This is a genomic window from Alteromonas lipotrueae (assembly GCF_019249215.1).
Lineage (GTDB): Bacteria > Pseudomonadota > Gammaproteobacteria > Enterobacterales > Alteromonadaceae > Alteromonas > Alteromonas lipotrueae.
In genome coordinates this window covers 219,077-243,931 of sequence record NZ_JAESDI010000009.1, presented here as the reverse complement: position 1 = coordinate 243,931, position 24,855 = coordinate 219,077, and the positions used below count along the sequence as shown (strand labels likewise).

Here is a 24,855-nt window from a genome sequence, read left to right as displayed (position 1 = left end):
AATGGGGTTTTATGAAGTTATCACGTTTAGGAGAAATCACGTTATTGGTGATTTCAATGTTAACCATTATGGTAGGGGCGGTATTAGCGCCCGGACTGAACTCAATTGCGCCTGCCCTAGGGGTTAGTAAATTTGCGCCTTTGTTAATCACCTTGCCTGCATTGGGCGCCATTTTGTTTGCGTCCTTTTTCGGAAAGCTCATTGATAGCATTGGGGCTCGCAAAACCTTAGTCATAGCCTTGTGGGGATACTTATTATTAGGTATTGGTGGCATTTGGGTTTACGGGCCTTTATGGGTAAGTATCGACCGAATTTTACTCGGTGGCTTTGCAGCGGGAGTAATGGCGTCAGGCACAGCGATTATTTCACAGTGGTATAATGGCAAGGCCAGACTATCTGTTATTGCTAAACAAGGCATGGCCATTGAGCTGGGCGGCGTAATAATACTATTTTTAGGTGGTCTGCTAAGTGAAATTGATTGGAGAGCGCCATTCTTGCTCTACGGGTTGGCATTGATTTGTTTGGTGCTGACCGCAATGAGCATTCCGCATAATGAGCCAGAAACTCAACCGGTTACCATTGGTGAAGGTGGTCAAATTAATGAAAACTTACGGTCTGTCTTAATCAATACCGTATTAGCCATGTCGCTGTTCTTTAGTATGTTTATAACACTGCCAGTTCTCCTTGGCGATTTAGGTTACCGCGAAGCCGAAACGGGTTATTTGCTGTCTTTTATCTCATTAATGGCTGTTTTATCTGCGCTGGTTATGCCACAGATAGTCAATCTGAAGTCTGAGAAAGTCACCTTATTTCTAGCTTTTATAAGCTTTGCGGCAGCACACGCAATCTTCGCGATTGCTGAGACTACAAGTTTACTCGTTGTTGCATCTATATTTGCAGGTACAGGCTTTGGGTTTTCTATACCCTTACTCAACCATGCCACCGTTGAGCGCAGCTGTGAGGCGAATATGGGGCGGAATTTAGCGTGGTTTGCCATGGCGGTATTCTCAGGGCAGTTTTTAACGTCGGCGCTTGAGTTTTTACCTGTAGCAGAGCGTGGCGTATTCACCGTGTGTGGGGCAATTGCAATTCTATGCTCGATTTACGTGGTGAAAACAAAAGCGTAGCTAAGTGGTTTAAAGGTAAGTAAACATTGTTAGCCCTGTTTACTTACGCAAAAAGCGAATTACCTACGCGACGCCTAACCTTACGCGTTACGCACATTTATCTATATAATCATCAAGCCCAGCTAAAAATTGGGCTTTCTCAGTAGTACTCAGCCAGCTTGCTTTAAAGCTGTTTGCCACTAGCGTACTTAGCTCATCTTCGCTGAATCCCCCTTCTTGCTGAAGTGCAATAAGGTTGTCATTTAAATACGCTCTGAAATAAGAAGGATCGTCTGAGTTAATCGTTGGCATTAACCCACGTTCAAGCATGGCTTTTATTTCAGTTGAGGTTAGTGATTGCACCACGAATTGGTTAGACACAGGGCAAACCGTTAACCCAATATTTTTTTGCTTCACTAATTTGCATAACGCGTCTGATGCTAAAATATTTACGCCGTGATCTATTCTGTCTACATCTATATCTTCTAGTACTTGGCGAATATGTTCTAGGGTATTTTGCTGATTCACATCGCAATGCATAGTGAGTTTTAGTCCCCACTCACGGGCTTTGGCAAACACCTCGGCAAACTTAGAGGGTGGGTTATTGTGTTCATCTGAATCTAATCCTACGCCAATGAGTTTACTGAGATGCGGTTCAGCCATAGTTAAATGTTTCATGGCGGACTCGGCCGACATATCGCGAAGAAAACACAGTATAAGATTACTTTGCACACCAAATTTAGTGCTTGCGTCTTGTTGTGCGCAATAGATACCATTAATCACAGTCTCAAAATCTACACCTCTGGAAGTATGCGCTTGTGGGTCGAAAAAGAGTTCCACATATACAATGTGCTGCGCCGCTGCTTTTTCAAAGTAAGCCATGGTAAGTGCGTAAAAGTCTTCTTCTTCAACTAATACACTCATACCTGCGTAGTAAATATCTAAAAAAGAGGGAAGGTCGTGAAAATTATAAGCAGCAATCATTTGCTCTGGGGTTTCAGCGCTCAGTTTTATGCCATTTTTCTGCGCTAATGCAAAGCTTAGCTCGGGCTCTAATGTGCCTTCAATATGAACATGTAGTTCGGCTTTTGGCATCTTTTTTATAAATTCTTGCATATGGCCTCGGTGTTATTTTTTTGGAATAAGCGCGGAAAACGCATTCAGTCTGAAATACAGCTAATTAATGACGCTGCCTAGAGTGGGCTTATGTGCAAAGCTACATAAGTCAAAACTACATTAAGTCAAAGCAATGCAAAAAACACGCCTTAGTTTAAAGTTATGGTATTCAACTAAATAGCTTAAGTTATTAATAGTAGTGGGTAATTTACGTTTTTACTTTGTGTTCATGTACAGGTGTGTAATGGAAAATGATAGATAAATAAGCTGCATGAAGCAGGGGAGGCGTTTTGGCGTTAATGGTGTGACGCGACAATAAGTGGCAGATGCATCGAGTTAGTGCAGTGTTGTGATTAGTAACAATGCGTATTTCACCACACGCCGGTATGCTCAGTGTTAATTGACCTTTCAATGATAGGGTGCTCGAAAGGGTAAAGACTAAAAACCCGGGTAACGTCTTGAATGGATACTTGTACAAACCGCTCCGCGCCAGCGAACGCTTCCAGTTTTGGGTGAGACCACAAGATAGATGCTTTGCCATTAACGAACAAGATATCTCCATTGCTATCATCAACAAAGCATAAACCTACCCGCCCATCTGATTCGATGTTGCCTAGAGTATTAAAAAACTTATTCCCACTAAAGTCAGGAAACAACAAGCTACTGTCATCTACGTAAATAAAGCCAGGCTTACCGCCTCGATGTGATACATCCAGTCCGTGGCGAGGGTCGTCGGTAAAGTCATGGTGCCTTGAGGCAATGTAAAATGTATCCGCCCGAGCGATTAGCAAAACATCTTTCTTCATTAACCCATTAGATTGCACATACTGAGCCTTAACGTTTGAATTCGTGCTTGAGCTGGCAGCCAGTGTAGGCGCAACATCACGGTGCAAGGTATCTCGAGGGTGAATATACTGAGGGCAGTTTCCATAACTTTGCTCTACTTGCACGCGTATTACGCCACCCCAGTTGTGCATTATTAGTCCGTTGAGCCTATTACGGCGGCGGGTGCTGAGCTGTAACCCAAGTAGCGCAATTTTACTGCCAGTATTAACATCTAACAATGCGACATCATTAATTAACCAAGTTACATTATCGTTTAAGGCAAGTGAAAGCTGAGTGGGTGATGGCGACTGAATATAGTGGTGGTCGTCAACAGTGGTATGGTCACCCCAAAGCGGTATAGCCCAAGGATGACCCTGGCTATCTACAAGACCAGCCATCATAAATGGGCTACTGCAAAAGAACGCGCGGTGCTGCGCTGGCATAAAAGGGCGTATGAAGCCTTTCATCTGCTCATTCATACGCTCAGCAACGCCTAAGCGTTGCTGAATGCGATATTCCTCAGTATGAAAGACACTCGCATTACTAGTATTAGCGCTGCTCATAACAAACCCTACAGCCTCCATTCCACTATGGGAGACCTGGCCATAGGAATGAAATTAGCTAGCGATTCAATGCGGTTAACCCAAGCGCGAATAGCGGGGTAGGGTTGCAACGAAACACCCCCTTCAGGTGCATGGGCTATGTAACTGTACATGGCAATATCCCCAAGCGTCAGCGAGTCGGTAGCCAAGTATGATTTGGTGTCGGATAAAGTATCTTCCATCACTTTTAGCAAGGTTTCAGTTATTGCTAATGCGCTGGCTACATCAATATTGGCACCAAATACATACTCAAGACGAAGTGCGGCTGGGCCTTTGGCAAGCTCACCTGAAGCCACTGAAAGCCAGCGTTGTACACGGGCCTTTTCAATAGGTGTCGCCCCCATCCAAGGATAAATACTGCCGTAAGTATCTGCTAAATAGACAATAATAGCGTTGGAGTCTGACACTGTGTGTTCACCATCAACAATCACTGGTACCTGCCCGAAAGGGTTCTTGGTAATAAAGTCGGCCGATTTGTGCGCGCCGTTAACCATATCAAGTTCGTGATTAATGTAGCTAATACCGAGCAGCGACATAAACAATTCCACTTTATGACAATGCCCAGATTTTGGGTTTCGATAGTGAATAATAGGTGCGTCTTTCATTGTGCTATTTGGGGCATTTTTCGGTAATGAAGTCATCAACACTCTCCTTATAAATCAAGTTCTGTAAGGCTTGGAAAGTCATCTGGACGGCTATCGCCTTCCCAAGTCAGTTTACGTTCATTGGCATTGATAGGGTGGTCGTTAATACTGGCTATGCGACGCTGCATTAAGCCTTCCGGATTAAACTCCCAGTTTTCGTTGCCATAAGCCCTAAACCATTGACCTGTTTCATCTTGAAACTCATAAGCAAAGCGAACAGCAATACGATTTTCAGTATGCGCCCACAGCGCTTTTACCAATTTATAGTTAAGTTCTCTGGCCCATTTTCGTGTTAAAAAAGCCTCGATTTGAGCCGTTCCGGTAATAAACTCAGCACGATTTCGCCACTGACAATCAGCCGTGTACGCTGCAGCTACTCGCACAGGAGAACGACTATTCCAAGCATCTTCAGCCAGGCGAATTTTTTCAATAGCAGTTTCTTTGGTAAAAGGGGGAAGTGGAGGTCTCATAAGCTCATCCTGTTTATTTATATTGCAGTGAGTATGATTGCTTGCTAAAAATAAATAATTACTCAATTTTGAAATTTATAATTTCATTATTTGAAATAATAAAAGTGTAGAATAGTTGGTAAACCCCATTAGGAATGAGTAAAGCGACTCGGTATGGATAGAATACAAGCAATGTCAGTGTTTGCGGAAGCAGCCAAGCTTGGCAGTTTTGTAAGCGCTGCCGAGCAATTGTCGATGTCGGCTCCGGCGGTAACGCGGGCTATCGCTACTTTAGAAGCACAGTTGAACACGCGATTGTTCCATCGTACAACTCGTCGTATTCGATTAACCGAAGCGGGCATACAATACCTTAATGACGTACAGAGAATATTGGCAGACATAGCACAAAGTGAAGCTGCAATTGCGGGTGTTCAGTTATTGCCAAAGGGTACGCTGAGTGTAACGGCGCCCGTGTTATTTGGTGAGCTTTACATTACACCTATCATTGCTCAGTTTTTACGAGACTTTCCTGAAGTAAATGTGCATGGCTATATGTACGACAACATTGTTGATCTACTCGATACAAAAATTGATGTGGCAATAAGAATTAGTAAGCCGAAAGACTCTGGATTATATGCCACTACTGTGGGGTACGTAAGAAAGGTAACGGTAGCATCGCCAGACTATTTAGCTAATGCACCAAACCTAAAAACACCGGAAGATTTAAAACATCATACTTTGCTGTACCCGAGTGACTTCAAGGAGCCGCCGGTGTGGAATTTCAAACGTAATGGTAAAACGGTAGCCATCCGTTTACAGCCTAGATTTGAATGTAATCAAAATCGTTCGACAATTAGCGCCGCAAAATCTGGGCTAGGCATCACGCGCCTGATGTCTTATCAAGTAGCGGATGCAATAGAAAAGGGCGAATTAGTCAGTGTGTTAGATGAATTTAACGATGAAAAACTACCTATACAAGTAGTCAGTCTTGAAGGGCGTCATAACCTAGAAAAAGTGAAGAAATTCGTGGAATATGTCAAAAATACACTAACAAAAGATGTGTACTTGAATTCGTATTCTCACGCTAATATTAAATAAGCTGTGCAACAATCCGTTCAGCAAGCTGTTAATACGAGCTCCGAATCACGCTTTTTAAAAGCGTTGTACCTAAACGTTGAATAACGATTGATACGTTACTTTTACTTACCCTGGTTAATACCCTCATTAATGACTTCGTTTCTTTCTCGTTCGTAGGTGTCATAACTTTTTTGATACTGAGCTTCGCACTCTTCTCGTTGTGCGCCATAAAGTTTACGGCATTCTTGAAGGCGGTTCTCTTGCGTAGCTTCGTACAAATCTTGCGACGTGCAAGCGAATAAAAACGGCAATACCGTTGCCACTACCGCGAGGGATGCGAGTTTGCGATTAAACATAAATTACCTTTGCGAAGAGAAGTGCCACACTCGTGGCTAACAGGTATTTGTTATGACGGTTCAAATTCCATTTGGTTCATTGATTCAACCGTTCATTTTTTAGTGCTATCTTCATACAGGTTTGATAAAACTAGCCCCATAAATAAAGAGTAAATAACCAGCCTTATGATTTCTTGGAAAGTATTAACATTTAGTCAGCTCAATACCCATCAGTTGTTCGAGCTTATGAAACTGCGAGTTGATGTATTTGTAGTAGAACAAACGTGCCCATACCCTGAGCTTGATGAAAAAGACAGACATAGCGATACGCGGCATTTGTTGGGCTTTACTAACGACAAACTAGTCGCTTATGCCCGTTTGATCCCTGCGGGGGTGAGTTATCCTGGGGTAAGCATTGGCAGAGTGGCTACCCATGCTGACTTCAGAGGCAATGGTGCGGGTATAAGCTTGTTAACTGAGGCGATAAAGCAGTGTGAAAACCTGTGGCCGAAAGAGGATATTGAAATTGGTGCACAAGAATACCTGTTAGCGTTTTATCGAAAGTTTGGTTTTGTGCAAACATCTCAAGTGTATCTAGAAGATGATATCCCCCATGTGGACATGAAGCGTAACGCAGTAGTTTGATTCAAGTATGGCTTGGGTAATTAGGGCGAGTAGTTAATTAGGGCGGGTAAACACCCGCCCTAAAATAACCGGTAATTATTGTTGCTTAGGTAGCATATCTACCAATTCGTTAAGGTCATTTACGTTGTAATCGGGTGCAATAGCCAGTGGATACAATACCTTTCCAGGGCGGGCAATAAAGGCGGCTTGCCAACCGGCTTGTTTAGCGCCAGCAATATCCCAACCATGTGCAGCAACTAGCATCGCATCTTCGGGTTTAACCCCCATTTTTTCAGCGGCCCATGCGTAAGTGCGAAGATCAGGTTTGTATAGGTTGATATCTTCAACACTTAAGCGGTGTTCAAAAAAATCCAGTAAGTTAGCGTTTTTAAACTGGGTATAAACGCCTTTGTTTGAAGAGTTGGTCAAGCTTACCAGTGTATACCCTTTGTCTTTTAACGCTTGTAAACCACTGCGTACATCTGGGTGTGGTGGCAAACTGCGAAGTGGGGTAACAATGGCCGTTTTCGCTTGTTCTTGAGTAAGCGAGATGCCTTCTATTTCAGCCACCATTAGCAATGACGCCACACCAATTTCACCGAAAGTGTGAAAACGTTGGGTGGTAGAGTCTACCAATGAGTGATGCAACATGGTTGAAAACCACAAAGGGAGTAATTCATTACGCCCGCCTAATGCTTCTCCCACTGAGCTTCGCATTGCAGTCAGGTCTAGCAGGGTTTCATTCACATCGAAGAAAATAACTTTTGGGGCAGAAGGTTGAGCCGTCTTCATAGTGCTGTCTGCCTGCTGTTGGGCATAGGTTGAAAATAACGGCAGTGTGAGTAGTACTGCAGTAATAAATCGTTTCATAAGGTGTCCTCTTCTAATGAGCAAGATAAGTGAGCGAATAATACGAGTGGGTTTAACCGATGGTCTAAAAATAGACTTTCATATTTTGAATGATTGTTCAAAACGATAAAGGAGTTTGCAGTAGGGTTCAATAACTTTTTGAGTGTTTGTTCAAAATTGCTATTATGTAAATAAGTAAAGCATAAGAAAAAAATGGCGACTGTGATGGCTAGAGCGCAATTTGATAAAGACAGTATTCTGGATAAAACGATTATGCTGTTTTGGCAGCAAGGCTACCATGGCACATCGATGCAAGATGTCACTGCTAGCACAGGGTTAAAACCTGGTAGCTTATACAATAGCTTTGGAAATAAAGAACAGCTGTTTATTGCCAGTTTGGAACGTTACGCACAGCGAAGCGCTGACAAAATGAAGCTTGTAATGTCACATGGCACAGGCAAGGGCATTGTTATGCTGCTGACCGACATGGTGGCAGCAAGAGGGAAGAAAGACTACGCAAGCTGCTTTATCATTAAAACCCAATTAGAACTTACCAGTACGGAGCCTAAGCTCGCTAAGCTTGCTGGAGACTACTTAAGCCGTACTAAAGCGCAGTACAAACTGGCGATTGCCAGCGAATACGGTGAAGCGCTGAGTGAGGTGTATGCCACGTCGGTCATGATGGCTATTTTCGGTATTCGGGTTTACGGATATCAGCAGCCAAATGAGGCCGATGTGCTTGAAAGCCTCAGGCTGTCTTTACACTGGTTGCCTTGGGAAAATCATTAAATAAATGTTGCCAAAGCTATTTTGGTTTGCCGAGCTAATTCATCGTTTAATTTCCAGTGGTCAGGACTCCAACCCGCTAAAAAACGATTAAAATCAGCGCAGGCAATAGGATATAGCGCTCGCCATTCCTGTTCTATTTCATGATGTTGAGATTCATACTGTGTGCCTATCAGTTTTGTGCGAAGGCAATCGAAATAATAATCCAAACAGTGAGTAGTGTGGGTTCGTTGGCTGCTTTCACTTAACGCGCTGCCAATGAAGTAAGCAACGTCTTTCATTCCTACTCCTAATCCAGTGTATTGAAAATCTACACCACCGCATTGGTTAAAGTCGGGGGTAAAGCAAAAGTTCGCAACCTTGGCGTCGCCGTGTAATAAGGTTTGAAAGCGTGCCGATGAAAGCTGACTCGACAACCTGCTAGCTTCCCGTTTTAAAGGCCCATCTACCATGGCTTGCCATTCATCTTGTCGTGTACTCAAATGCCAGTAAGTGCCTTCGGGCCAGACATTTGTGTCAACAATACCCATGAAGCGAGCATGAAATGCTGCCAGCCAACGCAATACCGAATGCGCTTGTTTTGCACTCAGCGAGGTTACACGCTTTGTATATCCCGCGTCATCTAGGTCGCTCATCACTAAGATATGCGCATTGCTATTGTTTTCACTCTTAAGCTCTGCATTGTTAGCGGCGCTGACGGTTTCTTTGGCAACTAGATTCGCAGCTGGCTTCTCAAGTACGTTGGTTCCGCTAGCTGATACTAGGCACATAGGGGTTAAGCAGTCTGCGTTAGTGTTAGGTTGCAAATGAGTGTAAAAGTAGTGTTCTACCTCAAATGATCGGCATTTTCTAATGTGACTGGTGTTGCTTTGCCATCCCTTAGGGTGGCTGATTTCAACAGAAGGTTGAACGCACTTCGCCACCACAGGCATTGAAGTGTTATCAGCTTTATCAAACAGGGTGGCACGAAAGCATGCGCCATAACCACTCCACAGTGACTGAATAAGCGTTGGGGAGCGCACTTCTTTTTTGGTTGTGCTTGCTAACCAATCAATCAAGCTGGGTTTAACTTTTTCCATCGCTTTACTCCCACAGTTCAACAATACAAATGACCAATAAAAAAGCCGCAATTAAGCGGCTTCTTGTAATGTTTAAACAACCTTAGTCCTTAGTAATAACGATAGTCAACAGTAACTATCGCTATCAGTAACTAGGGGTGTTAATCACGCTAGGCGTTTTCATCAACACTGGCTGGCAATGTTGTTGGGGCTGATGCCGCTGCGCTTGCTTTCGCAATAGTTGCGCTTCTACCCGATACTACCACGGTAGGTCGGCTATCGTCTGACTTAGCGGTAAGCGCTACGTCATTGAAAGCATCATCAACTGATGCAGGTGCTGCCATTGGCGCAGATGCATTAATGCGGCCTCGGCTACTTGCAGGTGCGCCTGTAATAATTGGCTTGGTTATCACAGCTTTCGCTTTCTTAGGCTTAGCTTTTGGCGCAGGCTTTTCAGTTGTTTCCGTTGCTGCTTTATCAGACGCTTCACCTAGGTTAATTTCAACCTGTTTAGGTGCAGCTTCAGTGGTAGGAGCAGGGGCTACTTCAGCTTTAGCTGGCTTAGCCGTGTCCGCTTCACTTTTAGGTGAAGCTAGCTCGAACTGCATTTCGTCTTGAACTACTTCAGGCGCCGGCTTGGCTGTTGCAGTTTCTGTTGTTGCTGGCACTGCATTTTCATCCGACGGGGCCAATACACCAGGCTTGCTGGCTTGGGTGTCTTCTGTTTTAGACGCAGGTGCATTATCACTACCAGAAGGCGCTTCAGCCTTATCGGCACTTGTATCAACAGCAGCAGGCTGTACATTCTCATTTTGAGTATGCGCAGTGTCTGCCTCAAGTTTACCAGGCATAGCTGCTTGCGTATCTTCTGCACGAGGTGCTGGTTCACTAGTGTCGGCGGCAGACGTCGTTGACGCTGGTGCTTCCTGTGATGGTGAAGTTTCAACGTTTGCTGCTGGCTGTTCGCTTACTGATTCGCTGCTGTCATCATTAGACTGCTGCGCTTCTTTCTTGCGGCGCTGACCAGCGGCACGAACATGACGAGGAGAGCGGCGTGAACGACCACGGCTTTCACGTTTTTGACCGTTTTCATCAGTGTCGTTACTCGATTGTTCAGAAGATGTTTGAACATCTTGTTCAGTGGTCGAGTTAACGTCAGCAGGTTGAGAAGCTTCTTTTACTGGCGCTGTTGATTCAGAAACTGCTGTTGTATCAGTTGACTGAACTGGCGTAGCCTTAACTTCTTCTACTTCAGCAGGCGCTGATTTAGCTGGATTAGGCTTATCAACTGCAAGAGATTTTACTGGTTTGCTAGCCGGTGCTTCATTTGACTGTGTATTGTCATCTTTTTTCACACGTACGCTGCGACGAGTGTCTCTTCGTTTGCGGCGCTCGGCCACTTCTTGCTTCTTCTGCGCTTCTTGAGGCTTAGCATCTTGAGACTTGCTTTCTTGTGTCTTAGGCGCTTCGTCTTGCGCGTTATTTCTGCTTTGCTCTTGCTTAGACTTCTGAGTTTCGTCACGAGGTTTACGAGGCTTACGGCCTTTATTGTTACTTGCGCGTGGCTTGTCGTCTTGCTCAGAACGTGGCGTACGCTGTTCTTGTTCGCCGTCTTTGTTTTGAGGCTGGTTACGACGGGTATTCTTTCGTGGTTTACGACGACGATCATCACCATTGCGGTTGCGAGACTGATTGCCACCACGATTGTTTCGGCTTTCAGACTGCTTCTGTTTCTCTTTTTCTTTCGCTTCAGCTTCAGCTTTCGCTTTTTCGTCTTCACCGCCAAGTACATCACCTAACCATTTACCAATACGGGCAAATAGTGATGGTGAACTTTCAGCTTTAGCCGCAGGTACTTCTGCTTTAGGCGCAACAACTGGCGCAGCTGAAGGAGCAACTAACCCTTTTAATGCTGGCTCTTCACGTTTAACCGGCGCTGACGCTGTAGTTTCAGTTTCTGTTTCAACCGTAGGCATCAACTCTACTTCGTAGCTTGCGTCATCGAGAATATCATCTGGGCGGCGGCGAGTGACTTGATAGTGAGGTGTTTCAAGGTTGGCATTAGGGATAAGCAGTAAGTTAACACCATGACGTTTTTCTAAGCTTTGAATCGCTTTGCGCTTTTCGTTAAGCAAGTAGGTTGCTACCGATACAGGTAGCTGCGCTTCAATTTGGCCTGTGTTTTCTTTAATGCTTTCTTCTTCAAGAATTCGCAAAATAGAAAGTGCTAATGACTCGGTACCACGAATGGTGCCGTGACCTGAACAGCGAGGGCACACATGATGTGCTGAATCACCCAATGATGGGCGTAAACGCTGACGTGACATTTCAAGCAAGCCAAAGCGAGAGATACGGCCTAATTGAACACGAGCACGATCGCTGCGAACCGCGTCTTTCATGCGGTTTTCAACTTCACGTTGGTGGCGCACTGGGGTCATATCGATAAAGTCGATAACGACCAAGCCACCTAAGTCGCGTAAACGTAATTGACGGGCAATTTCGTCCGCTGCTTCTAGGTTAGTATTGAACGCTGTTTCTTCAATATCACCGCCTTTTGTTGCACGGGCAGAGTTGATATCAATAGAGGTAAGGGCTTCAGTAGGATCGATAACAATTGAACCACCAGAAGGCAAGCGAACTTCACGTTGGAAGGCTGACTCAATTTGGCTTTCAATTTGATAATGGCTGAACAAAGGCACTTCGCCACGATAAAGCTTAACGCGGTTGGCAAAGTCAGGGCGCACAAGTTGGATGTGCTGCAATGCTTGTTCATAGATGCTGGTTTTATCAATTAATATTTCACCAATATCACGACGTAGATAGTCACGAATTGCACGAACAATAACGTTACTTTCTTGGTGAATTAGGAAGGGGGCTTCACGCTCTTCAGCAACGTTAGAAATAGCTTCCCAATGGGTAAGTAATACTTTTAAATCCCACTCTAACTCTTCGTAAGATTTGCCTACGCCAGCGGTACGAACGATTAAGCCCATGCCATCAGGCAGGTCTAGTTTGTTCAAAGATTCTTTAAGCTCTGTACGTTCATCACCTTCGATACGACGAGAAATACCACCAGCACGAGGGTTGTTTGGCATTAATACTAAGTAGCTACCCGCTAGTGATAAGAATGTGGTAAGCGCTGCGCCTTTTTGACCACGTTCTTCTTTATCAATCTGAACTATAACTTCTTGGCCTTCCTTAATCACATCTTTAATGTTTGGGCGGCCTTCGAATCGGTAGCCTTTAGGGAAGTAAGTGCGCGCAATTTCTTTGAGGGGTAGGAAACCGTGGCGATCTGCGCCGTAGTCTACGAATGCCGCTTCGAGGCTTGGCTCAACGCGGGTTATTTTACCTTTGTAAATGTTTGCTTTTTTCTGTTCGTGCCCAGGACTTTCGATGTCCAAATCGTATAAACGCTGCCCATCAACAAGGGCAACACGCAACTCTTCTAATTGAGTTGCATTAATTAACATTCTTTTCATTGTATCTAACTCTGTTTTAATACAGCCGTCCAGATACAAAATTAAAGTGACATGTACAAACCCTCACCGCGCAATCTCACGATTGGACGGGGACCTTGTTGTAACGCCGCATTATCCTTGAACTTACGCAGCATGTAACGTTTTTCGTTACTCGTTCCGCGTTTTATATTGTTCTTAAGGATGTCGGGAGCGACATACCCTTATTTCTATCTATCTTTTTTACAAACACCGCTCTTAGGCTGGCGCTTGTTTGTCAATTCAATTCTGTTAGCTAAACGGCGAACTTATTTTATGTTCGCAAACAGCATCTGAATTATCTAACGGCAGTGTAGTCGTTGCCTCTATAATTCTCGTTCCAGATATAAAATTGCGTGTTCATTGAATAATGCAATTGGAACGTGACGCTGTTCTAATGGATAACAATAATGGCGAAATAAGCGAGTAACGAATTAACTAGCTCTAAATGCTCACTATGTTAAATGTAGTGTTTTACCGGCATGGTTTAGCCGCGTAAAATACAGCTTCCATTATGGCATCAAAGGTTCAATTTAAGCAAGGTGCCAAGGGTAAATAAGCCCAGATAATACGGTTTTTCAGTGCTAAATGCCCGTTTAGTATCAAAAGTAGTCAAAGGGTTTTATTTTTACGGCACATCAAAGTTTCTGTATCGGTCTGCTTTTGCATTGCGTTATAATGGAGTCTATGAAAGAACAAACCCAACAATCAGTCCGTTTCGTTACCGTTGAACCCGATTTAGCAGGGCAACGTGTAGACAATTTTTTGCGCACCCAATTAAAAGGCGTGCCCAAAAGTATGATTTATCGCATCTTGCGTAAAGGTGAAGTGCGCGTAAATAAGGGTAGAGTAAAACCCGAATATAAACTCGTTGCCGATGATGTCGTGCGTATCCCACCTGTGCGTGTTTCAGAAGGAACACCAGGGCCATCGCCAAAACTCGATAAAATTGCAGCGCTAGAATCTCAAATATTATTTGAAGACGAGCGCATTATTGTAATTAATAAACCTTCAGGCATTGCTGTTCATGGTGGCAGTGGTTTAAGTTTTGGCTTAATTGAAGGTTTACGCGCACTGCGCCCCGATGCTAATTTTATGGAATTGGTGCACCGTTTAGACAGAGACACCTCTGGCTGTATTTTAATTGCTAAGAAACGTTCGGCGCTTCGTCATATGCATGAGCAGTTGCGTACCGGTAAAATGGATAAGCGCTACCAAGCATTAGTGGCAGGGCAGTGGCCTGAAAATCGCTTTAAAGTGAAGGCGCCACTTCGCAAGAATGTATTGCAGTCAGGTGAACGCATGGTGAATGTGAGTGAAGATGGTAAGCCATCTGAAACCCGCTATCGGATATTGCAAAAATTCGAGGCCGCCACATTGGTAGAAGCATCACCTATTACTGGTCGAACCCACCAAATCCGAGTTCACTGTTTACACGCAGAGCATCCAATTGCGTGTGATCCTAAATACGGTGATACCGAGTTTGACGAAACTATGCGCCAAAAAGGGTTAAACCGCCTATTCTTGCACGCACACAGTATTTCGCTAATTCACCCCGGTACAGAAGAGCGGGTTAAATTTACCGCGCCATTAGATGCCACCTTAACCAATACCCTTAAAGCTTTGTAATTAGGCTTTTAGGGTATTCGGTACAACGTTAAATAAAGCGACTGGATTAGGTAGTACTTGGTTGCAAACCCCTTGAATAAATTTATTCGTTATTTGAATTTGTCTTTTTTATAAATAAGGATCGCAGTAACTATGCGCTATAAGTTGGTTATATTTGATTGGGACGGCACCTTAATGGACTCCGCCGATAAAATTATTAACTGTATGCAAATAGCAGCAAAACACTGTGATGTGCCTGTTCCTAGTGCTGATGCGGTAAGTCACATTATTGGAATTAGCTTAAAACCTGCGATTAAGCAGTTATTTAACATCGATGATGATGCTCTTGCTGAGCGTTTAGTACTGGCTTATAAAGAAGCCTTCGTAAGCCATGACGCTACGCCTTGCCCTTTATTTAATGGTGTAGACGATTTGTTGTCAGCGTTACAGGCTGAAGGGGCTACTCTTGCTGTCGCAACAGGGAAAGCACGTAGAGGTCTTGATAGAGCCTGGTTGCAAACCGGAACTGGCCACTTTTTCAGTGCGTCACGGTGCGCTGATGACGCCCAGTCGAAACCGTCACCTGACATGCTACTGCAAATTTTAGACGAGCTAAATATTAGTGCCCACGATGCCGTTATGATTGGCGATACTACCTACGACATGCAAATGGCAAAATCTATTGGTATGCGCAGAATAGGGGTTTCTTACGGGGTGCACGCACAAGTTCACCTTGAAGCGTTGGCGCCTGAAACCATAGTGCATTCTATAGGCGAGCTTCAACAGTTTTTAATTAGCTAGTTTAGCTTTTAAATTAGCTGTTGAAGGAATACTGCTCTCGCTGTCTATCTTCACTAGCTAATTCTCGTTAAGCACATCTTCAAGCGCTAGGCTTTGGCAGTAGCAAGGTCTAGCAAATCGATATTAAAATGTTTGTCTAGCATATTATGCAGCAGCATCACAGGAAGCCCTATTAAAGTATTAGGGTCACGACTGGTAATGCGTTCAAACAATAAGGCCCCCATGCCTTCACATTTGAAACTTCCTGCGCAATCAAGTGGCATTTCGGCTTCAACATAAGCACGTAATTGTGCTTCCTTATGACTACGAAAATACACACAGGTTTCTTCAGCTCGGGTAATAGTGTCTAAATTGCTGGTAAGGATGTCGGGTAGGTCTTCGTCGTCTTCAGTTTTACACAAACTTATCGCGGTATAGAAGTACACAGATTTTCCTTGGCACATTTTTAATTGCGCTACCGCATTTTCTACCGTGCCGGGCTTTCCTAATATGATTTTGCCATCAGTGCCTTCTACAGAAGCAACTTGGTCGCTACCAATCACAATTCTACCTGGCTGTTGTTGTGCAATCTTTTTTGCTTTTTCGAATGCTAAACGTTTACACAACGCAAGGGGAGTTTCATTAGGTAGGGGAGTCTCATCTATATCTGGTTTGCTTATTTCAGCTTGAATGCCAATATTCGACAACAATTGCTGGCGGTATTTTGATGATGAAGCTAGAACGAGTGTGGTCATACTACAAAACCTCAATCTTACATTAAGTGTTAATTAACCGAATTTTGCTTTGCGTGCGTGCCTTCTTACGAAAGTGTGTGTTTATATGTGCGTTAATAGTTAAACACCAAATTCCTTTTATGTAGTTGTTTCTTGCAAATTACCCATTAATAGTAATCACAACTTACCCTAAATATAGCGTGTTTTAGTAAAGGAGCGTAATGTCCTTTGCCCACTTGGGCATTTTCGATAATAGGCTGTTTTGCGAACCGTACCCCATTTTATACACATCATATTCTTTTTACTTGTTATTTTGGGTTATTCCCTTAAAATTCGGATCATGAAAAGAAGTACAAAACCGCTAAATTATTATACAAAAATGCCCATTAAATCTTTGACAGTGGGATGTGGAATCTATAGAATGCGCGCCCTATGCAGAAAGTGAAACTCCCTCATACGGTCGAACCGACCAGCAGCGCTATGAAACGTTCCGATTATCGGGGTGTTCTTGTGTCTGAAGATATGGAACGATTGGGTGGGGCTGTTGTCCGATGTAGTGAATTTGTGAACGTCGATGTGCAGTTCAAAAAAGACGAGCAGGGTCTTACTGTATTTCACGGTCATTTAGACACGCAGGTAACACTTCTCTGTCAGCGGTGTAATGGTGAATTCGATACCACACTTGATGTGGATTTTTGTTTTACTCCAGTGCAGGGAGAAGAGCGAAATGAAGAAGATCCAATACCCGAGGCTTACGAACCGGTAGAGGTCAACGACCACGGAGAAGTTAATCTGCTTCAGATATTTGAAGACGAGTTGCTTTTATCTTTGCCCATCGTACCCCTTCATGCAGAGGAGGAGTGCTCAGTGTCTAAAGATGATATGTCGTTCGGAAAGATTGAACCGGAACAAGAGCGAGAAAACCCTTTCGCGGTTTTGAAAGAACTTAAGCGAGACCAGGAGTAAGTTATGGCTGTACAAAAAAATCGTAAAACACGCTCTAAGCGTGGTATGCGTCGTTCACACGATGCATTGACTGCGTCGACTTTGTCTGTCGACCCAACGTCGGGTGAAACACACCGTCGTCACCACGTGACAGCTGACGGTTACTACAAAGGCAATAAAGTAGTCGGCGCGTAATACGGCGTCTACATTTTGTCTAAGCTAACCATCGCGTTAGATATCATGGGGGGCGATCATGGTCCCCCTGTTATCCTCTCTGCGGCTGTTAAAGCCATTGAACTTCATTCTGACGTTCATTTTCTGCTATGCGGCGACCAAGCCGTTATATCTCCAGCAATTGAAAATCTCACCGCTTCTCAACGAAGTCGGGTAACCGTATCTCATTGCGACCAAGTCGTTGAAATGGGTGAAGCGCCTACCTCTGCGTTACGCAATAAAAAACGCTCGTCAATGCGCCGTGTGATTGAATATGTTCAAAGCAACGAAGCCGATGCATGTGTAAGTGCAGGCAATACTGGTGCGCTGTTAACCTTATCGTTCTATTTATTAAAAACCTTATCGGGTATTGATAGGCCAGCACTTATCAGCATGATGCCCACCGCGAGTCACCATAATGTTTTCTTGCTCGACTTAGGCGCAAATGTTAATTGCACGCCTGAAATTTTATTTCAGTACGGTGTGATGGGTTCGGTGTTAGCGCAAGAAGCAGCGGGTATTCCTTCTCCTCGTGTTGCGTTATTGAACGTGGGCGAAGAAGATATAAAAGGGAATGCGTACGTAAAGTTAGCCGATCAACTATTTAAAGATGCCCCAGGCATTAACTACATTGGCTATGTAGAAGGTAATGATATCTTTACCGATAAAGCCGATGTGGTGGTGACTGACGGTTTTACCGGCAATGTCGCGCTTAAATCTAGCGAAGGGTTGGCCAAGTTGGTTATCAACGAAGTGAAACGTCAGTCACAAAAGAACTTTTATACGCGGCTAATGGCCAAAATTGCTTTTCCATTGCTCAAATCTATCTATAACAGCGTGAACCCCGACCAGTATAATGGTGCGAGTCTGATAGGATTGCGCGGCATTGTTATCAAGAGTCATGGAAATGCATCTAAAGACGCCTTTTATTACGCCATTGTGCAAGCAATGAAAGAAGCAAAGATGCGAGTTCCAGACAAGATAAAAACGAAGATAGAAACGGTTTTATTGGAGCAGCTTTGAGCAAATATTCTCGATTTATCGGTACCGGCAGTTATTACCCTAGTGATATACGAACCAATGCCGATTTGGAAGTTATGGTTGATACCAGTGATGAATGGATCACTGATAGAACCGGTATTAAAGAACGCCGAATTATAGGTGCTGAAGAAACCGCTGCGACCATGGGTGCAGAGGCAAGTAAGAAAGCCATAGAGATGGCAGGCATCGACCCTCAATCAATTGATATGATAGTGTGTGCTACTACTAGCGGACGCTATGCACTTCCTAGCACTGCGTGTGAAATCCAGCGCATTTTAGGCATTAACGGTATTCCTGCTTTTGATGTGGCAGCTGCCTGTGCAGGTTATTGCTACGCGTTAAGTGTGGCCGACCAATACATCAAATCTGGCATGGCTAAGCGTATCTTAGTTATCGGTACAGATTGTCTTAGCCGCTTGATAGCACCTGAAGATCGCACTATGGTCATTTTATTTGGCGATGCTGCTGGAGCCACGATTATAGAAGCCAGTGATGAGCCGGGTATATTATCGACTCACATAAACGCCGATGGCTCTTACGGCGATTTACTTTATGTTGGTAACCCAACACGTGGTGATGAAGCATCTGTTCACGAAAATTGGGGTGTTATGCGCGGGAACGAAGTTTTCAAAGTTGCCGTGAATAAATTGTCTGAAGTGGTCGAACAAACCCTTGCGGCCAACAATATGCAAAAATCTGATCTGGATTGGCTAGTGCCTCATCAGGCGAATTTCAGAATTATTAAAGCGACAGCAAAGAAATTAGATATGTCGTTAGACCAAGTGGTGGTTACGTTAGAAAAATACGGTAATACCTCGGCTGCCACAGTACCCACAGCATTAGACACCGCTATTCGCGATGGCCGTATTCAGCGTGGGCAACATTTATTATTAGAAGCATTCGGCGGCGGTTTTGCGTGGGCATCTGCGCTGGTACGATACTAGTTTCTTTTAATAGTCTTCATGAATTCGTAGTATTCAAGAGATTCGTTGTACTCAAAAAAATAACAAGGAACAACAATGACAAAAACAGCCTGCGTCTTTCCTGGGCAGGGTTCACAATCTGTGGGCATGCTTAAAGAGTTGGCAGACAGCCATCCTTCTGTTTTAGATACCTTCAAAGACGCTTCAGACGTATTGGGTTACGATCTTTGGGAACTGGTACAAAACGACACCGAAGGAAAATTGAACGAAACCCATATTACCCAGCCAGCTTTACTTGCCGCCAGTGTTGCTACTTGGCGAATATTAGAAGCACAAGGCATTGAAGTGAGCTATTTAGCGGGTCACAGTTTAGGTGAATATTCAGCCTTAGTGTGTGGCGGTGCCATGTCTTTCGCCGATGCGATAAAGCTAGTTGAAGCGCGTGGGCAATATATGCAAGAGGCGGTGCCAGCAGGGGCAGGTGCTATGTATGCTATCATCGGCTTAGACGACAACACCATTGCCAACGTGTGCCACCAAACGGCGATTGCCACAGGCGATGTAGTGTCTCCGGTTAACTTTAATTCGCCAGGCCAAGTGGTTATTGCCGGTGAAAAGGTGGCCGCTGAGCAAGCTGCTGCTGCATGTAAAGAAGCCGGTGCCAAGCGAGCGCTTCCATTAGCGGTTAGTGTGCCTTCGCATTGCGAACTTATGCGCCCCGCTGCTGACAAGCTAGAAGATGCGCTGGCGACTTTAAATGTTCACACCCCTGCAATTAATATCATTAATAATGTTGATGTCACCATTGAAACCGATGGAGCATCAATAAAAAGTGCGTTGGTACGTCAATTATATTGCCCCGTTCAGTGGACGCGTACCGTTGAGTACTTGGCCGCAGCAGGTGTTGAACGCATTATTGAAGTAGGCCCAGGTAAAGTACTTTCTGGATTAAATAAACGCATTAATAAAAGTTTAGAATCCATTGCTGTAAACACCCCAGAAAGTGTGGAAGCATTAAAACAATAAGGAATCGCTATGAGTCAGTTAGAAGGCAAAGTAGCACTGGTAACCGGCGCAAGCCGAGGCATTGGTAAAGCCATTGCCAGCCAGCTTGCAGCGCAAGGTGCTACGGTTGTGGGCACGGCTACAAGCGACAGTGGTGCAAGTGCAATTACTGAGTATTTATCTGAATTTGGTGGCAAAGGCATTGCACTAAATGTTACCGATAAAGACAGTATAGATGCTATAATCAAGGAAATTAATGACACCTTCGGTGGCATTGATATTTTGGTTAATAATGCAGGTATTACTCGTGATAACTTGTTAATGCGTATGAAAGATGACGAATGGCAAGATATTATTAATACCAACCTTACAGCCATTTTTACGCTGTCAAAAGCAGTACTTCGCGGTATGATGAAGAAACGCTTTGGCCGTATCGTAAATATCGGTTCTGTGGTGGGTAGTTCGGGTAATGCTGGGCAAGCAAACTACGCAGCAGCGAAAGCAGGTGTTATTGGTTTTTCGAAATCTATGGCACGTGAAGTGGCTTCTCGTGGTATAACTATTAACGTTGTTGCGCCTGGTTTTATCGATACCGACATGACAAAATCATTGACGGACGATCAAAAAAGCGCAATTTTTAAAGATATTCCTGCTAACCGTTTAGGTGAACCTGATGAAATAGCAGCCACTGTTGCCTTTTTAGTGAGCAGCGGTGCAGCCTATATTACAGGCGAAACTATCCATGTAAATGGTGGTATGTATATGGGTTAAATTCACGAAAATTGTGAATTTAACTATGTTTGGGGTGGATTTTCCCCGAACTTGGATGTAAAAATAGAACATTAAGAATTTGGGATGTCGCTGGTTTGACCAGAAAATTTGTTTAAACTGGTGCTTGCAAGCTAGTACCTTGCAAAATAAACTAGCGGCACTTTGACTATCTAGTGACGTTTAAGGGAAACCTAGAATTATGAGTAACATTGAAGAACGCGTTAAGAAAATTATCATTGAACAACTTGGCGTAAAAGAAGAAGAAGTAAAAGCTGAAGCTTCATTCGTTGATGATTTGGGCGCAGACTCACTTGACACTGTTGAGCTAGTAATGGCGTTAGAAGAAGAATTTGATACTGAAATTCCTGACGAAGAAGCAGAAAAAATTACTACTGTTCAGTCAGCTATTGACTATATCAATGCTAACAAAGACGCTTAAGTCTTCGTTATAGTAAATTAAAAAACGGCTCTCTTTAGAGCCGTTTTTGTATTCCCACCTTATTAGTTCCAATGCGAGGGCTTTTTGTGACAAAACGTCGCGTAGTGGTTACTGGTCTTGGCATGCTTTCACCTTTGGGTCTTTCTGTAGATGAGACTTGGCGTCGTCTGTTAGCAGGCGAAAGCGGTATTGGTGAAATCACCCATTTTGATTGCAGTGACTATTCCACCCGTTTCGCAGGTCAAGTTGATAACTTTGACCCGCAGGAATATATAGAAAAGAAAGAAACGAAAAAAATGGACAGGTTTATTCAGCTGGGTATTGCAGCGGGTAAACAGGCCATGGCTGATTCGGGCTTAACGATAACTGAAGAAAATGCACATCGTGTAGGTGTAGCTATTGGTTCAGGCATTGGTGGGCTAGAACAAATCGAACAAAACCACACTAAATTAATGAATAGCGGTCCTAAGCGCGTTTCGCCATTTTTTGTGCCTTCTACTATTACCAACATGATTTCTGGCTTTTTGTCTATCATGGAAGGGCTTAAAGGGCCAAACCTAAACGTAGTGACGGCATGTACCACTGGTGTGCATAACATTGGTATTGCTGCGCGTACTATCGCGTATGACGATGCAGATGCCATGCTAGCAGGCGGTTCAGAAGCGTCTATTACGCCATTAGGTATAGCTGGTTTTGCTGCGGCACGTGCATTGTCTGCACGAAACGACGATCCTCAAGGCGCCAGTCGTCCTTGGGATAAAGATCGTGATGGTTTCGTCATGGGCGAAGGTGCTGGCGTAGTGATGCTAGAAGAATACGAAGCGGCGAAAGCACGTGGTGCAACCATTTATGCTGAACTTGTTGGTTTTGGTATGAGTGGCGATGCCTATCATATGACATCACCACCTGCTGACGGTGAAGGTGCAGCGGCTTCAATGAGTAACGCTATTCGCGATGCAAAAATTGAGAGCAGTGAAATTGGTTACGTTAACGCGCATGGTACATCTACACCAGCGGGTGATATTGCAGAAGTAGCAGCGGTTAAGCGTGTATTCAACGAACATGCGCATAACATGCTGGTAAGCTCTACTAAGTCGATGACAGGTCATTTACTTGGTGCAGCAGGCTCTGTAGAAGCTATTTTCACTATATTAGCACTACGTGACAAAATGGCACCGCCTACCATTAACTTGGATGAGCCAAGCGAAGGATGTGACTTAGACTTCGTGGCTAATAAAGCAAAAATGTTTACTTCAGACTATGCGCTGTGTAATTCATTTGGCTTTGGTGGTACTAACGGTTCGCTTATCTTTAAAAGAATTTAAGCCCGAACATACGTTTGGATACCCTAGTTATTGAATAAAGGCAGCGCAAGCTGCCTTTCTTGTTTGCGCACAACAACTTGGTATACTGCGCCCTAGACGTTACTAATTAGAGCTAGTTGTGAAAATAGTCGCAAACACCGACACCGCATCTTTAACCTCTTCATCCGCCGATGCAATTGCCCTTAACGACAGGGCACTGAACTATGGTGATGGGGTGTTTACTACTATGTGTGTTAGCCAGGGGAAAGTAGAGCTGCTGTCTTTTCATCTCGCTAGGCTGAATCATGATGCCAAAGCGTTAGCCATTCCCCTCAATATGGCTACACTGAGAACTGCTATTGACGAGTATGTCAGTACGCTTAACGCATCGCTTGAACACACGAAGACTCAAAGAGTAATGAAGATTCATGTATCTTCAGGAGAAGGCGGTCGTGGTTACGCGCGAGATAGCCACGCACCTGCGATTGTTCGGTTTTCCACGCATGCTTATCCGGCACATTATTCTGAACTTGCTGCTAGCGGTTTAACCCTTATAAATGCGAAAACACCGCTGGCAATTCAGCCTTTGCTTGGTGGTATTAAACATATGAACCGGTTAGAGCAGGTATTGGTTAAGCGTGAAGTTATCGCGGCCAATGCCGATGATGCCTTGGTGTTCGACACGCAAGGGCACCTTATTGAAGCCAGTGCGGGAAACGTATTTTTTCAAACCGATAGTGGATGGCACACACCAAAGGTAAATAACTGTGGTGTAAATGGTGTTGTGCGCCAGTGTTTATTAAGTATGTTAAAAGCAAGCTCTTCAAAAGACAGGGACATAATTGGCAACCCCTCAAGCGTTCATGAAGGCGAATACACACTGGCAGATTTAACTAACGCAAAAGCATTAGTTATCACCAATGCCTTAATGGGCGTGATGCCAGTAAATAAAGTCATTTACAATAATAATGACAAAGAGATTAGCAATGAATTGGAATTCAGCGCGTCCCACCAAGGGGCAAAGACCCTCGCTAAATTAGTATTAGATAAAATTCAGGACGATCATGCGAATAGTTATTAGCATTGGGATAATGCTAGCGCTTGTTGTAGGTGCAATTACCTTTGGTGTTTTATATGTAAACGGGCAAGCTTCATCACCCTTGTCGATTTCTCAACCGCAGCTTTATACGGTAGAAAAGGGCAGTAACGGATATAAAGTGGTAAGGGAGCTTCGGGCGCGTGAGTTACTTGATAGCCCTGAATTAGCGACAAAACTTTGGCTCAAATTTTTCGCTGCCAATACCCACGTGAAATCGGGTACTTACCGTTTAGCACCTGGGTTATCACTACGAGAAGTATTCGGTATATTAAGCCGTGGTGACGAGCACTATTTTGCCGTGAGCTTGGTAGAAGGACTGACACTAAAAGAGTGGTTGGTTACGTTAAAGGCGCAAACTGAACTGATAAACGATGTATCGCTGGATCAGGTTGAAGAGACGATTAATATCTCAAGCTCGGTAAATGAGGAAAAAGCGCCAATGCTATGGCTGAGTGAAGCTAGCAGCGCCGAAGGCTTATTTTTAGCCGATACGTATTTCTTTACCGCTAACACTGCGGCCAGTAGCATTTTAAAACGCGCCCACAAGGCCATGTTAGATTATGTCGAAACCCAGTGGCAGCAACGGCAAGCAGATTTGCCATTGAACTCACCGTACGACGCCCTAATATTGGCAAGTATTATTGAAAAAGAAACCGCAGTGAGTGCAGAACGAACCAAAATAGCGGGGGTATTTGTAAACCGACTGCGGAAAAATATGAGATTACAAACCGATCCCACCGTTATTTACGGCATTGGCGATGCGTATGATGGTAATATTACCCGTAAGCACCTTCGTACGCCCACACCTTACAACACGTATACAATTAAAGGTTTACCGCCCACGCCTATTGCGATGGCCGGTAAGGAAGCCATTTGGGCCGCGTTAAACCCAATGGAAACCGATGCTTTGTATTTTGTGGCTAGGGGTGATGGTAGCCACGAATTTTCATCTTCGCTGGCAGCCCATAATGCAGCTGTGCGAAAATATCAGTTAAATAGAAAATAATAAGTCCAGCAACGAATAA

The 24,855-nt window shown here is 44.1% G+C and carries 25 protein-coding genes; 16 read left to right on the top strand and 9 right to left on the bottom strand.

Annotation, left to right across the window (positions count from 1 at the left end; translation table 11 throughout):
* Positions 1 to 11 precede the first annotated feature (11 nt).
* Positions 12 to 1,127 (top strand): MFS transporter, encoded by a 1,116-nt coding sequence (locus tag JKP82_RS12980; RefSeq protein ID WP_218397313.1) that lies wholly within the window; start codon positions 12 to 14, stop codon positions 1,125 to 1,127.
* Between the two features lie 87 nt (positions 1,128 to 1,214).
* Here the strand turns inward: JKP82_RS12980 and add are convergent, their stop codons facing one another.
* The 4 genes from add to JKP82_RS12960 form a co-directional block, all read right to left on the bottom strand.
* Entirely contained in the window at positions 1,215 to 2,222 is a 1,008-nt protein-coding gene (gene add / locus JKP82_RS12975; protein WP_218397312.1) for an adenosine deaminase, read from the bottom strand.
* Between the two features lie 371 nt (positions 2,223 to 2,593).
* Entirely contained in the window at positions 2,594 to 3,610 is a 1,017-nt protein-coding gene (locus tag JKP82_RS12970) for a pyridoxamine 5'-phosphate oxidase family protein (protein ID WP_218397311.1), read from the bottom strand.
* Between the two features lie 8 nt (positions 3,611 to 3,618).
* Positions 3,619 to 4,290: a glutathione S-transferase gene (locus JKP82_RS12965; RefSeq protein ID WP_218397309.1), complete on the bottom strand. Its 672-nt coding sequence runs from the start codon at positions 4,288 to 4,290 to the stop codon at positions 3,619 to 3,621.
* An 11-nt stretch (positions 4,291 to 4,301) separates the two neighbouring features.
* The gene (locus JKP82_RS12960) at positions 4,302 to 4,763 is read right to left on the bottom strand and encodes a nuclear transport factor 2 family protein (RefSeq protein WP_159530867.1); all 462 of its coding nucleotides are present in this window, start codon (positions 4,761 to 4,763) and stop codon (positions 4,302 to 4,304) included.
* 153 nt (positions 4,764 to 4,916) lie between these two features.
* On the opposite strand from JKP82_RS12960, the gene JKP82_RS12955 reads away from it, so the two are divergent.
* Positions 4,917 to 5,840, top strand: coding sequence for a LysR family transcriptional regulator (locus JKP82_RS12955; protein WP_218397308.1), 924 nt, complete (start codon positions 4,917 to 4,919; stop codon positions 5,838 to 5,840).
* A 101-nt stretch (positions 5,841 to 5,941) separates the two neighbouring features.
* On the opposite strand, the gene JKP82_RS12950 is transcribed toward JKP82_RS12955, so the two are convergent.
* Entirely contained in the window at positions 5,942 to 6,175 is a 234-nt protein-coding gene (locus JKP82_RS12950; RefSeq protein WP_159530863.1) for a hypothetical protein, read from the bottom strand.
* 165 nt (positions 6,176 to 6,340) lie between these two features.
* On the opposite strand from JKP82_RS12950, the gene JKP82_RS12945 reads away from it, so the two are divergent.
* On the top strand, positions 6,341 to 6,799 hold the full coding sequence (locus JKP82_RS12945) for a GNAT family N-acetyltransferase (RefSeq protein WP_159530861.1): 459 nt from the start codon (positions 6,341 to 6,343) through the stop codon (positions 6,797 to 6,799).
* Between the two features lie 75 nt (positions 6,800 to 6,874).
* On the opposite strand, the gene JKP82_RS12940 is transcribed toward JKP82_RS12945, so the two are convergent.
* Positions 6,875 to 7,648, bottom strand: a complete 774-nt coding sequence (locus JKP82_RS12940; protein ID WP_159530859.1) for a haloacid dehalogenase type II — start codon at positions 7,646 to 7,648, stop codon at positions 6,875 to 6,877.
* A gap of 192 nt (positions 7,649 to 7,840) precedes the next feature.
* Between JKP82_RS12940 and JKP82_RS12935 the strand changes: the two genes are divergently transcribed.
* The gene (locus JKP82_RS12935; RefSeq protein WP_159530857.1) at positions 7,841 to 8,416 is read left to right on the top strand and encodes a TetR/AcrR family transcriptional regulator; all 576 of its coding nucleotides are present in this window, start codon (positions 7,841 to 7,843) and stop codon (positions 8,414 to 8,416) included.
* Here the strand turns inward: JKP82_RS12935 and JKP82_RS12930 are convergent.
* Positions 8,413 to 9,492 carry an oxidoreductase family protein gene (locus tag JKP82_RS12930; protein ID WP_218397306.1) on the bottom strand — a complete coding sequence of 360 codons (1,080 nt, stop codon included), beginning with the start codon at positions 9,490 to 9,492 and terminating at the stop codon, positions 8,413 to 8,415. The genes JKP82_RS12935 and JKP82_RS12930 overlap by 4 nt on opposite strands.
* A 149-nt stretch (positions 9,493 to 9,641) precedes the next feature.
* Positions 9,642 to 12,953, bottom strand: coding sequence for a ribonuclease E (gene rne, locus JKP82_RS12925; protein ID WP_218397304.1), 3,312 nt, complete (start codon positions 12,951 to 12,953; stop codon positions 9,642 to 9,644).
* Between the two features lie 702 nt (positions 12,954 to 13,655).
* Between rne and rluC the strand changes: the two genes are divergently transcribed.
* Both rluC and JKP82_RS12915 read left to right on the top strand, forming a co-directional pair.
* Positions 13,656 to 14,597: a 23S rRNA pseudouridine(955/2504/2580) synthase RluC gene (gene rluC / locus JKP82_RS12920; protein ID WP_159530851.1), complete on the top strand. Its 942-nt coding sequence runs from the start codon at positions 13,656 to 13,658 to the stop codon at positions 14,595 to 14,597.
* A gap of 132 nt (positions 14,598 to 14,729) precedes the next feature.
* Positions 14,730 to 15,377, top strand: coding sequence for an HAD-IA family hydrolase (locus JKP82_RS12915; RefSeq protein WP_218397302.1), 648 nt, complete (start codon positions 14,730 to 14,732; stop codon positions 15,375 to 15,377).
* Between the two features lie 86 nt (positions 15,378 to 15,463).
* Here JKP82_RS12915 and JKP82_RS12910 read toward each other — a convergent pair whose 3' ends face one another.
* Positions 15,464 to 16,111: a Maf family protein gene (locus JKP82_RS12910; RefSeq protein ID WP_159530847.1), complete on the bottom strand. Its 648-nt coding sequence runs from the start codon at positions 16,109 to 16,111 to the stop codon at positions 15,464 to 15,466.
* Between the two features lie 411 nt (positions 16,112 to 16,522).
* Between JKP82_RS12910 and yceD the strand changes: the two genes are divergently transcribed.
* The 10 genes from yceD to mltG all read left to right on the top strand — a co-directional run bounded on the left by yceD (position 16,523) and on the right by mltG (position 24,836).
* Complete coding sequence (yceD, locus tag JKP82_RS12905; RefSeq protein ID WP_159530844.1) at positions 16,523 to 17,056, top strand: 23S rRNA accumulation protein YceD; 534 nt, start codon at positions 16,523 to 16,525, stop codon at positions 17,054 to 17,056.
* A 3-nt stretch (positions 17,057 to 17,059) separates the two neighbouring features.
* On the top strand, positions 17,060 to 17,230 hold the full coding sequence (gene rpmF, locus JKP82_RS12900) for a 50S ribosomal protein L32 (RefSeq protein WP_013784462.1): 171 nt from the start codon (positions 17,060 to 17,062) through the stop codon (positions 17,228 to 17,230).
* A gap of 15 nt (positions 17,231 to 17,245) precedes the next feature.
* On the top strand, positions 17,246 to 18,271 hold the full coding sequence (gene plsX / locus JKP82_RS12895) for a phosphate acyltransferase PlsX (protein ID WP_159530842.1): 1,026 nt from the start codon (positions 17,246 to 17,248) through the stop codon (positions 18,269 to 18,271).
* On the top strand, positions 18,268 to 19,233 hold the full coding sequence (locus JKP82_RS12890) for a beta-ketoacyl-ACP synthase III (RefSeq protein ID WP_013784460.1): 966 nt from the start codon (positions 18,268 to 18,270) through the stop codon (positions 19,231 to 19,233). Before plsX ends, JKP82_RS12890 begins: the two co-directional genes overlap by 4 nt.
* A gap of 75 nt (positions 19,234 to 19,308) precedes the next feature.
* Positions 19,309 to 20,238, top strand: coding sequence for an ACP S-malonyltransferase (gene fabD / locus JKP82_RS12885; RefSeq protein ID WP_218397300.1), 930 nt, complete (start codon positions 19,309 to 19,311; stop codon positions 20,236 to 20,238).
* Positions 20,239 to 20,247: 9 nt separating this feature from the next.
* Positions 20,248 to 20,988, top strand: coding sequence for a 3-oxoacyl-ACP reductase FabG (gene fabG / locus JKP82_RS12880; RefSeq protein ID WP_057792377.1), 741 nt, complete (start codon positions 20,248 to 20,250; stop codon positions 20,986 to 20,988).
* A 199-nt stretch (positions 20,989 to 21,187) separates the two neighbouring features.
* Positions 21,188 to 21,427 carry an acyl carrier protein gene (acpP, locus tag JKP82_RS12875; RefSeq protein ID WP_013784457.1) on the top strand — a complete coding sequence of 80 codons (240 nt, stop codon included), beginning with the start codon at positions 21,188 to 21,190 and terminating at the stop codon, positions 21,425 to 21,427.
* Between the two features lie 86 nt (positions 21,428 to 21,513).
* Positions 21,514 to 22,752 carry a beta-ketoacyl-ACP synthase II gene (fabF, locus tag JKP82_RS12870; RefSeq protein ID WP_057792376.1) on the top strand — a complete coding sequence of 413 codons (1,239 nt, stop codon included), beginning with the start codon at positions 21,514 to 21,516 and terminating at the stop codon, positions 22,750 to 22,752.
* Between the two features lie 118 nt (positions 22,753 to 22,870).
* Positions 22,871 to 23,812 carry an aminodeoxychorismate lyase gene (gene pabC / locus JKP82_RS12865; protein ID WP_218397298.1) on the top strand — a complete coding sequence of 314 codons (942 nt, stop codon included), beginning with the start codon at positions 22,871 to 22,873 and terminating at the stop codon, positions 23,810 to 23,812.
* Positions 23,796 to 24,836: an endolytic transglycosylase MltG gene (mltG, locus tag JKP82_RS12860; protein WP_218397297.1), complete on the top strand. Its 1,041-nt coding sequence runs from the start codon at positions 23,796 to 23,798 to the stop codon at positions 24,834 to 24,836. Before pabC ends, mltG begins: the two co-directional genes overlap by 17 nt.
* Positions 24,837 to 24,855: the final 19 nt, after the last annotated feature.

Coding starts and splice junctions, on each gene's coding strand:
- rne (WP_218397304.1), bottom strand. CDS start 12,953: ATGAAAAGAATGTTAATTAATGCAACTCAATTAGAAGAGTTGCGTGTT.
- JKP82_RS12940 (WP_159530859.1), bottom strand. CDS start 7,648: ATGAAACGATTTATTACTGCAGTACTACTCACACTGCCGTTATTTTCA.
- JKP82_RS12960 (WP_159530867.1), bottom strand. CDS start 4,763: ATGAGACCTCCACTTCCCCCTTTTACCAAAGAAACTGCTATTGAAAAA.
- JKP82_RS12930 (WP_218397306.1), bottom strand. CDS start 9,492: ATGGAAAAAGTTAAACCCAGCTTGATTGATTGGTTAGCAAGCACAACC.
- acpP (WP_013784457.1), top strand. CDS start 21,188: ATGAGTAACATTGAAGAACGCGTTAAGAAAATTATCATTGAACAACTT.
- add (WP_218397312.1), bottom strand. CDS start 2,222: ATGCAAGAATTTATAAAAAAGATGCCAAAAGCCGAACTACATGTTCAT.
- JKP82_RS12980 (WP_218397313.1), top strand. CDS start 12: ATGAAGTTATCACGTTTAGGAGAAATCACGTTATTGGTGATTTCAATG.
- rluC (WP_159530851.1), top strand. CDS start 13,656: ATGAAAGAACAAACCCAACAATCAGTCCGTTTCGTTACCGTTGAACCC.
- fabG (WP_057792377.1), top strand. CDS start 20,248: ATGAGTCAGTTAGAAGGCAAAGTAGCACTGGTAACCGGCGCAAGCCGA.
- JKP82_RS12955 (WP_218397308.1), top strand. CDS start 4,917: ATGGATAGAATACAAGCAATGTCAGTGTTTGCGGAAGCAGCCAAGCTT.
- rpmF (WP_013784462.1), top strand. CDS start 17,060: ATGGCTGTACAAAAAAATCGTAAAACACGCTCTAAGCGTGGTATGCGT.
- mltG (WP_218397297.1), top strand. CDS start 23,796: ATGCGAATAGTTATTAGCATTGGGATAATGCTAGCGCTTGTTGTAGGT.
- fabD (WP_218397300.1), top strand. CDS start 19,309: ATGACAAAAACAGCCTGCGTCTTTCCTGGGCAGGGTTCACAATCTGTG.
- JKP82_RS12935 (WP_159530857.1), top strand. CDS start 7,841: ATGGCGACTGTGATGGCTAGAGCGCAATTTGATAAAGACAGTATTCTG.
- JKP82_RS12965 (WP_218397309.1), bottom strand. CDS start 4,290: ATGACTTCATTACCGAAAAATGCCCCAAATAGCACAATGAAAGACGCA.
- yceD (WP_159530844.1), top strand. CDS start 16,523: ATGCAGAAAGTGAAACTCCCTCATACGGTCGAACCGACCAGCAGCGCT.
- JKP82_RS12915 (WP_218397302.1), top strand. CDS start 14,730: ATGCGCTATAAGTTGGTTATATTTGATTGGGACGGCACCTTAATGGAC.
- JKP82_RS12950 (WP_159530863.1), bottom strand. CDS start 6,175: ATGTTTAATCGCAAACTCGCATCCCTCGCGGTAGTGGCAACGGTATTG.
- JKP82_RS12970 (WP_218397311.1), bottom strand. CDS start 3,610: ATGAGCAGCGCTAATACTAGTAATGCGAGTGTCTTTCATACTGAGGAA.
- JKP82_RS12910 (WP_159530847.1), bottom strand. CDS start 16,111: ATGACCACACTCGTTCTAGCTTCATCATCAAAATACCGCCAGCAATTG.
- JKP82_RS12945 (WP_159530861.1), top strand. CDS start 6,341: ATGATTTCTTGGAAAGTATTAACATTTAGTCAGCTCAATACCCATCAG.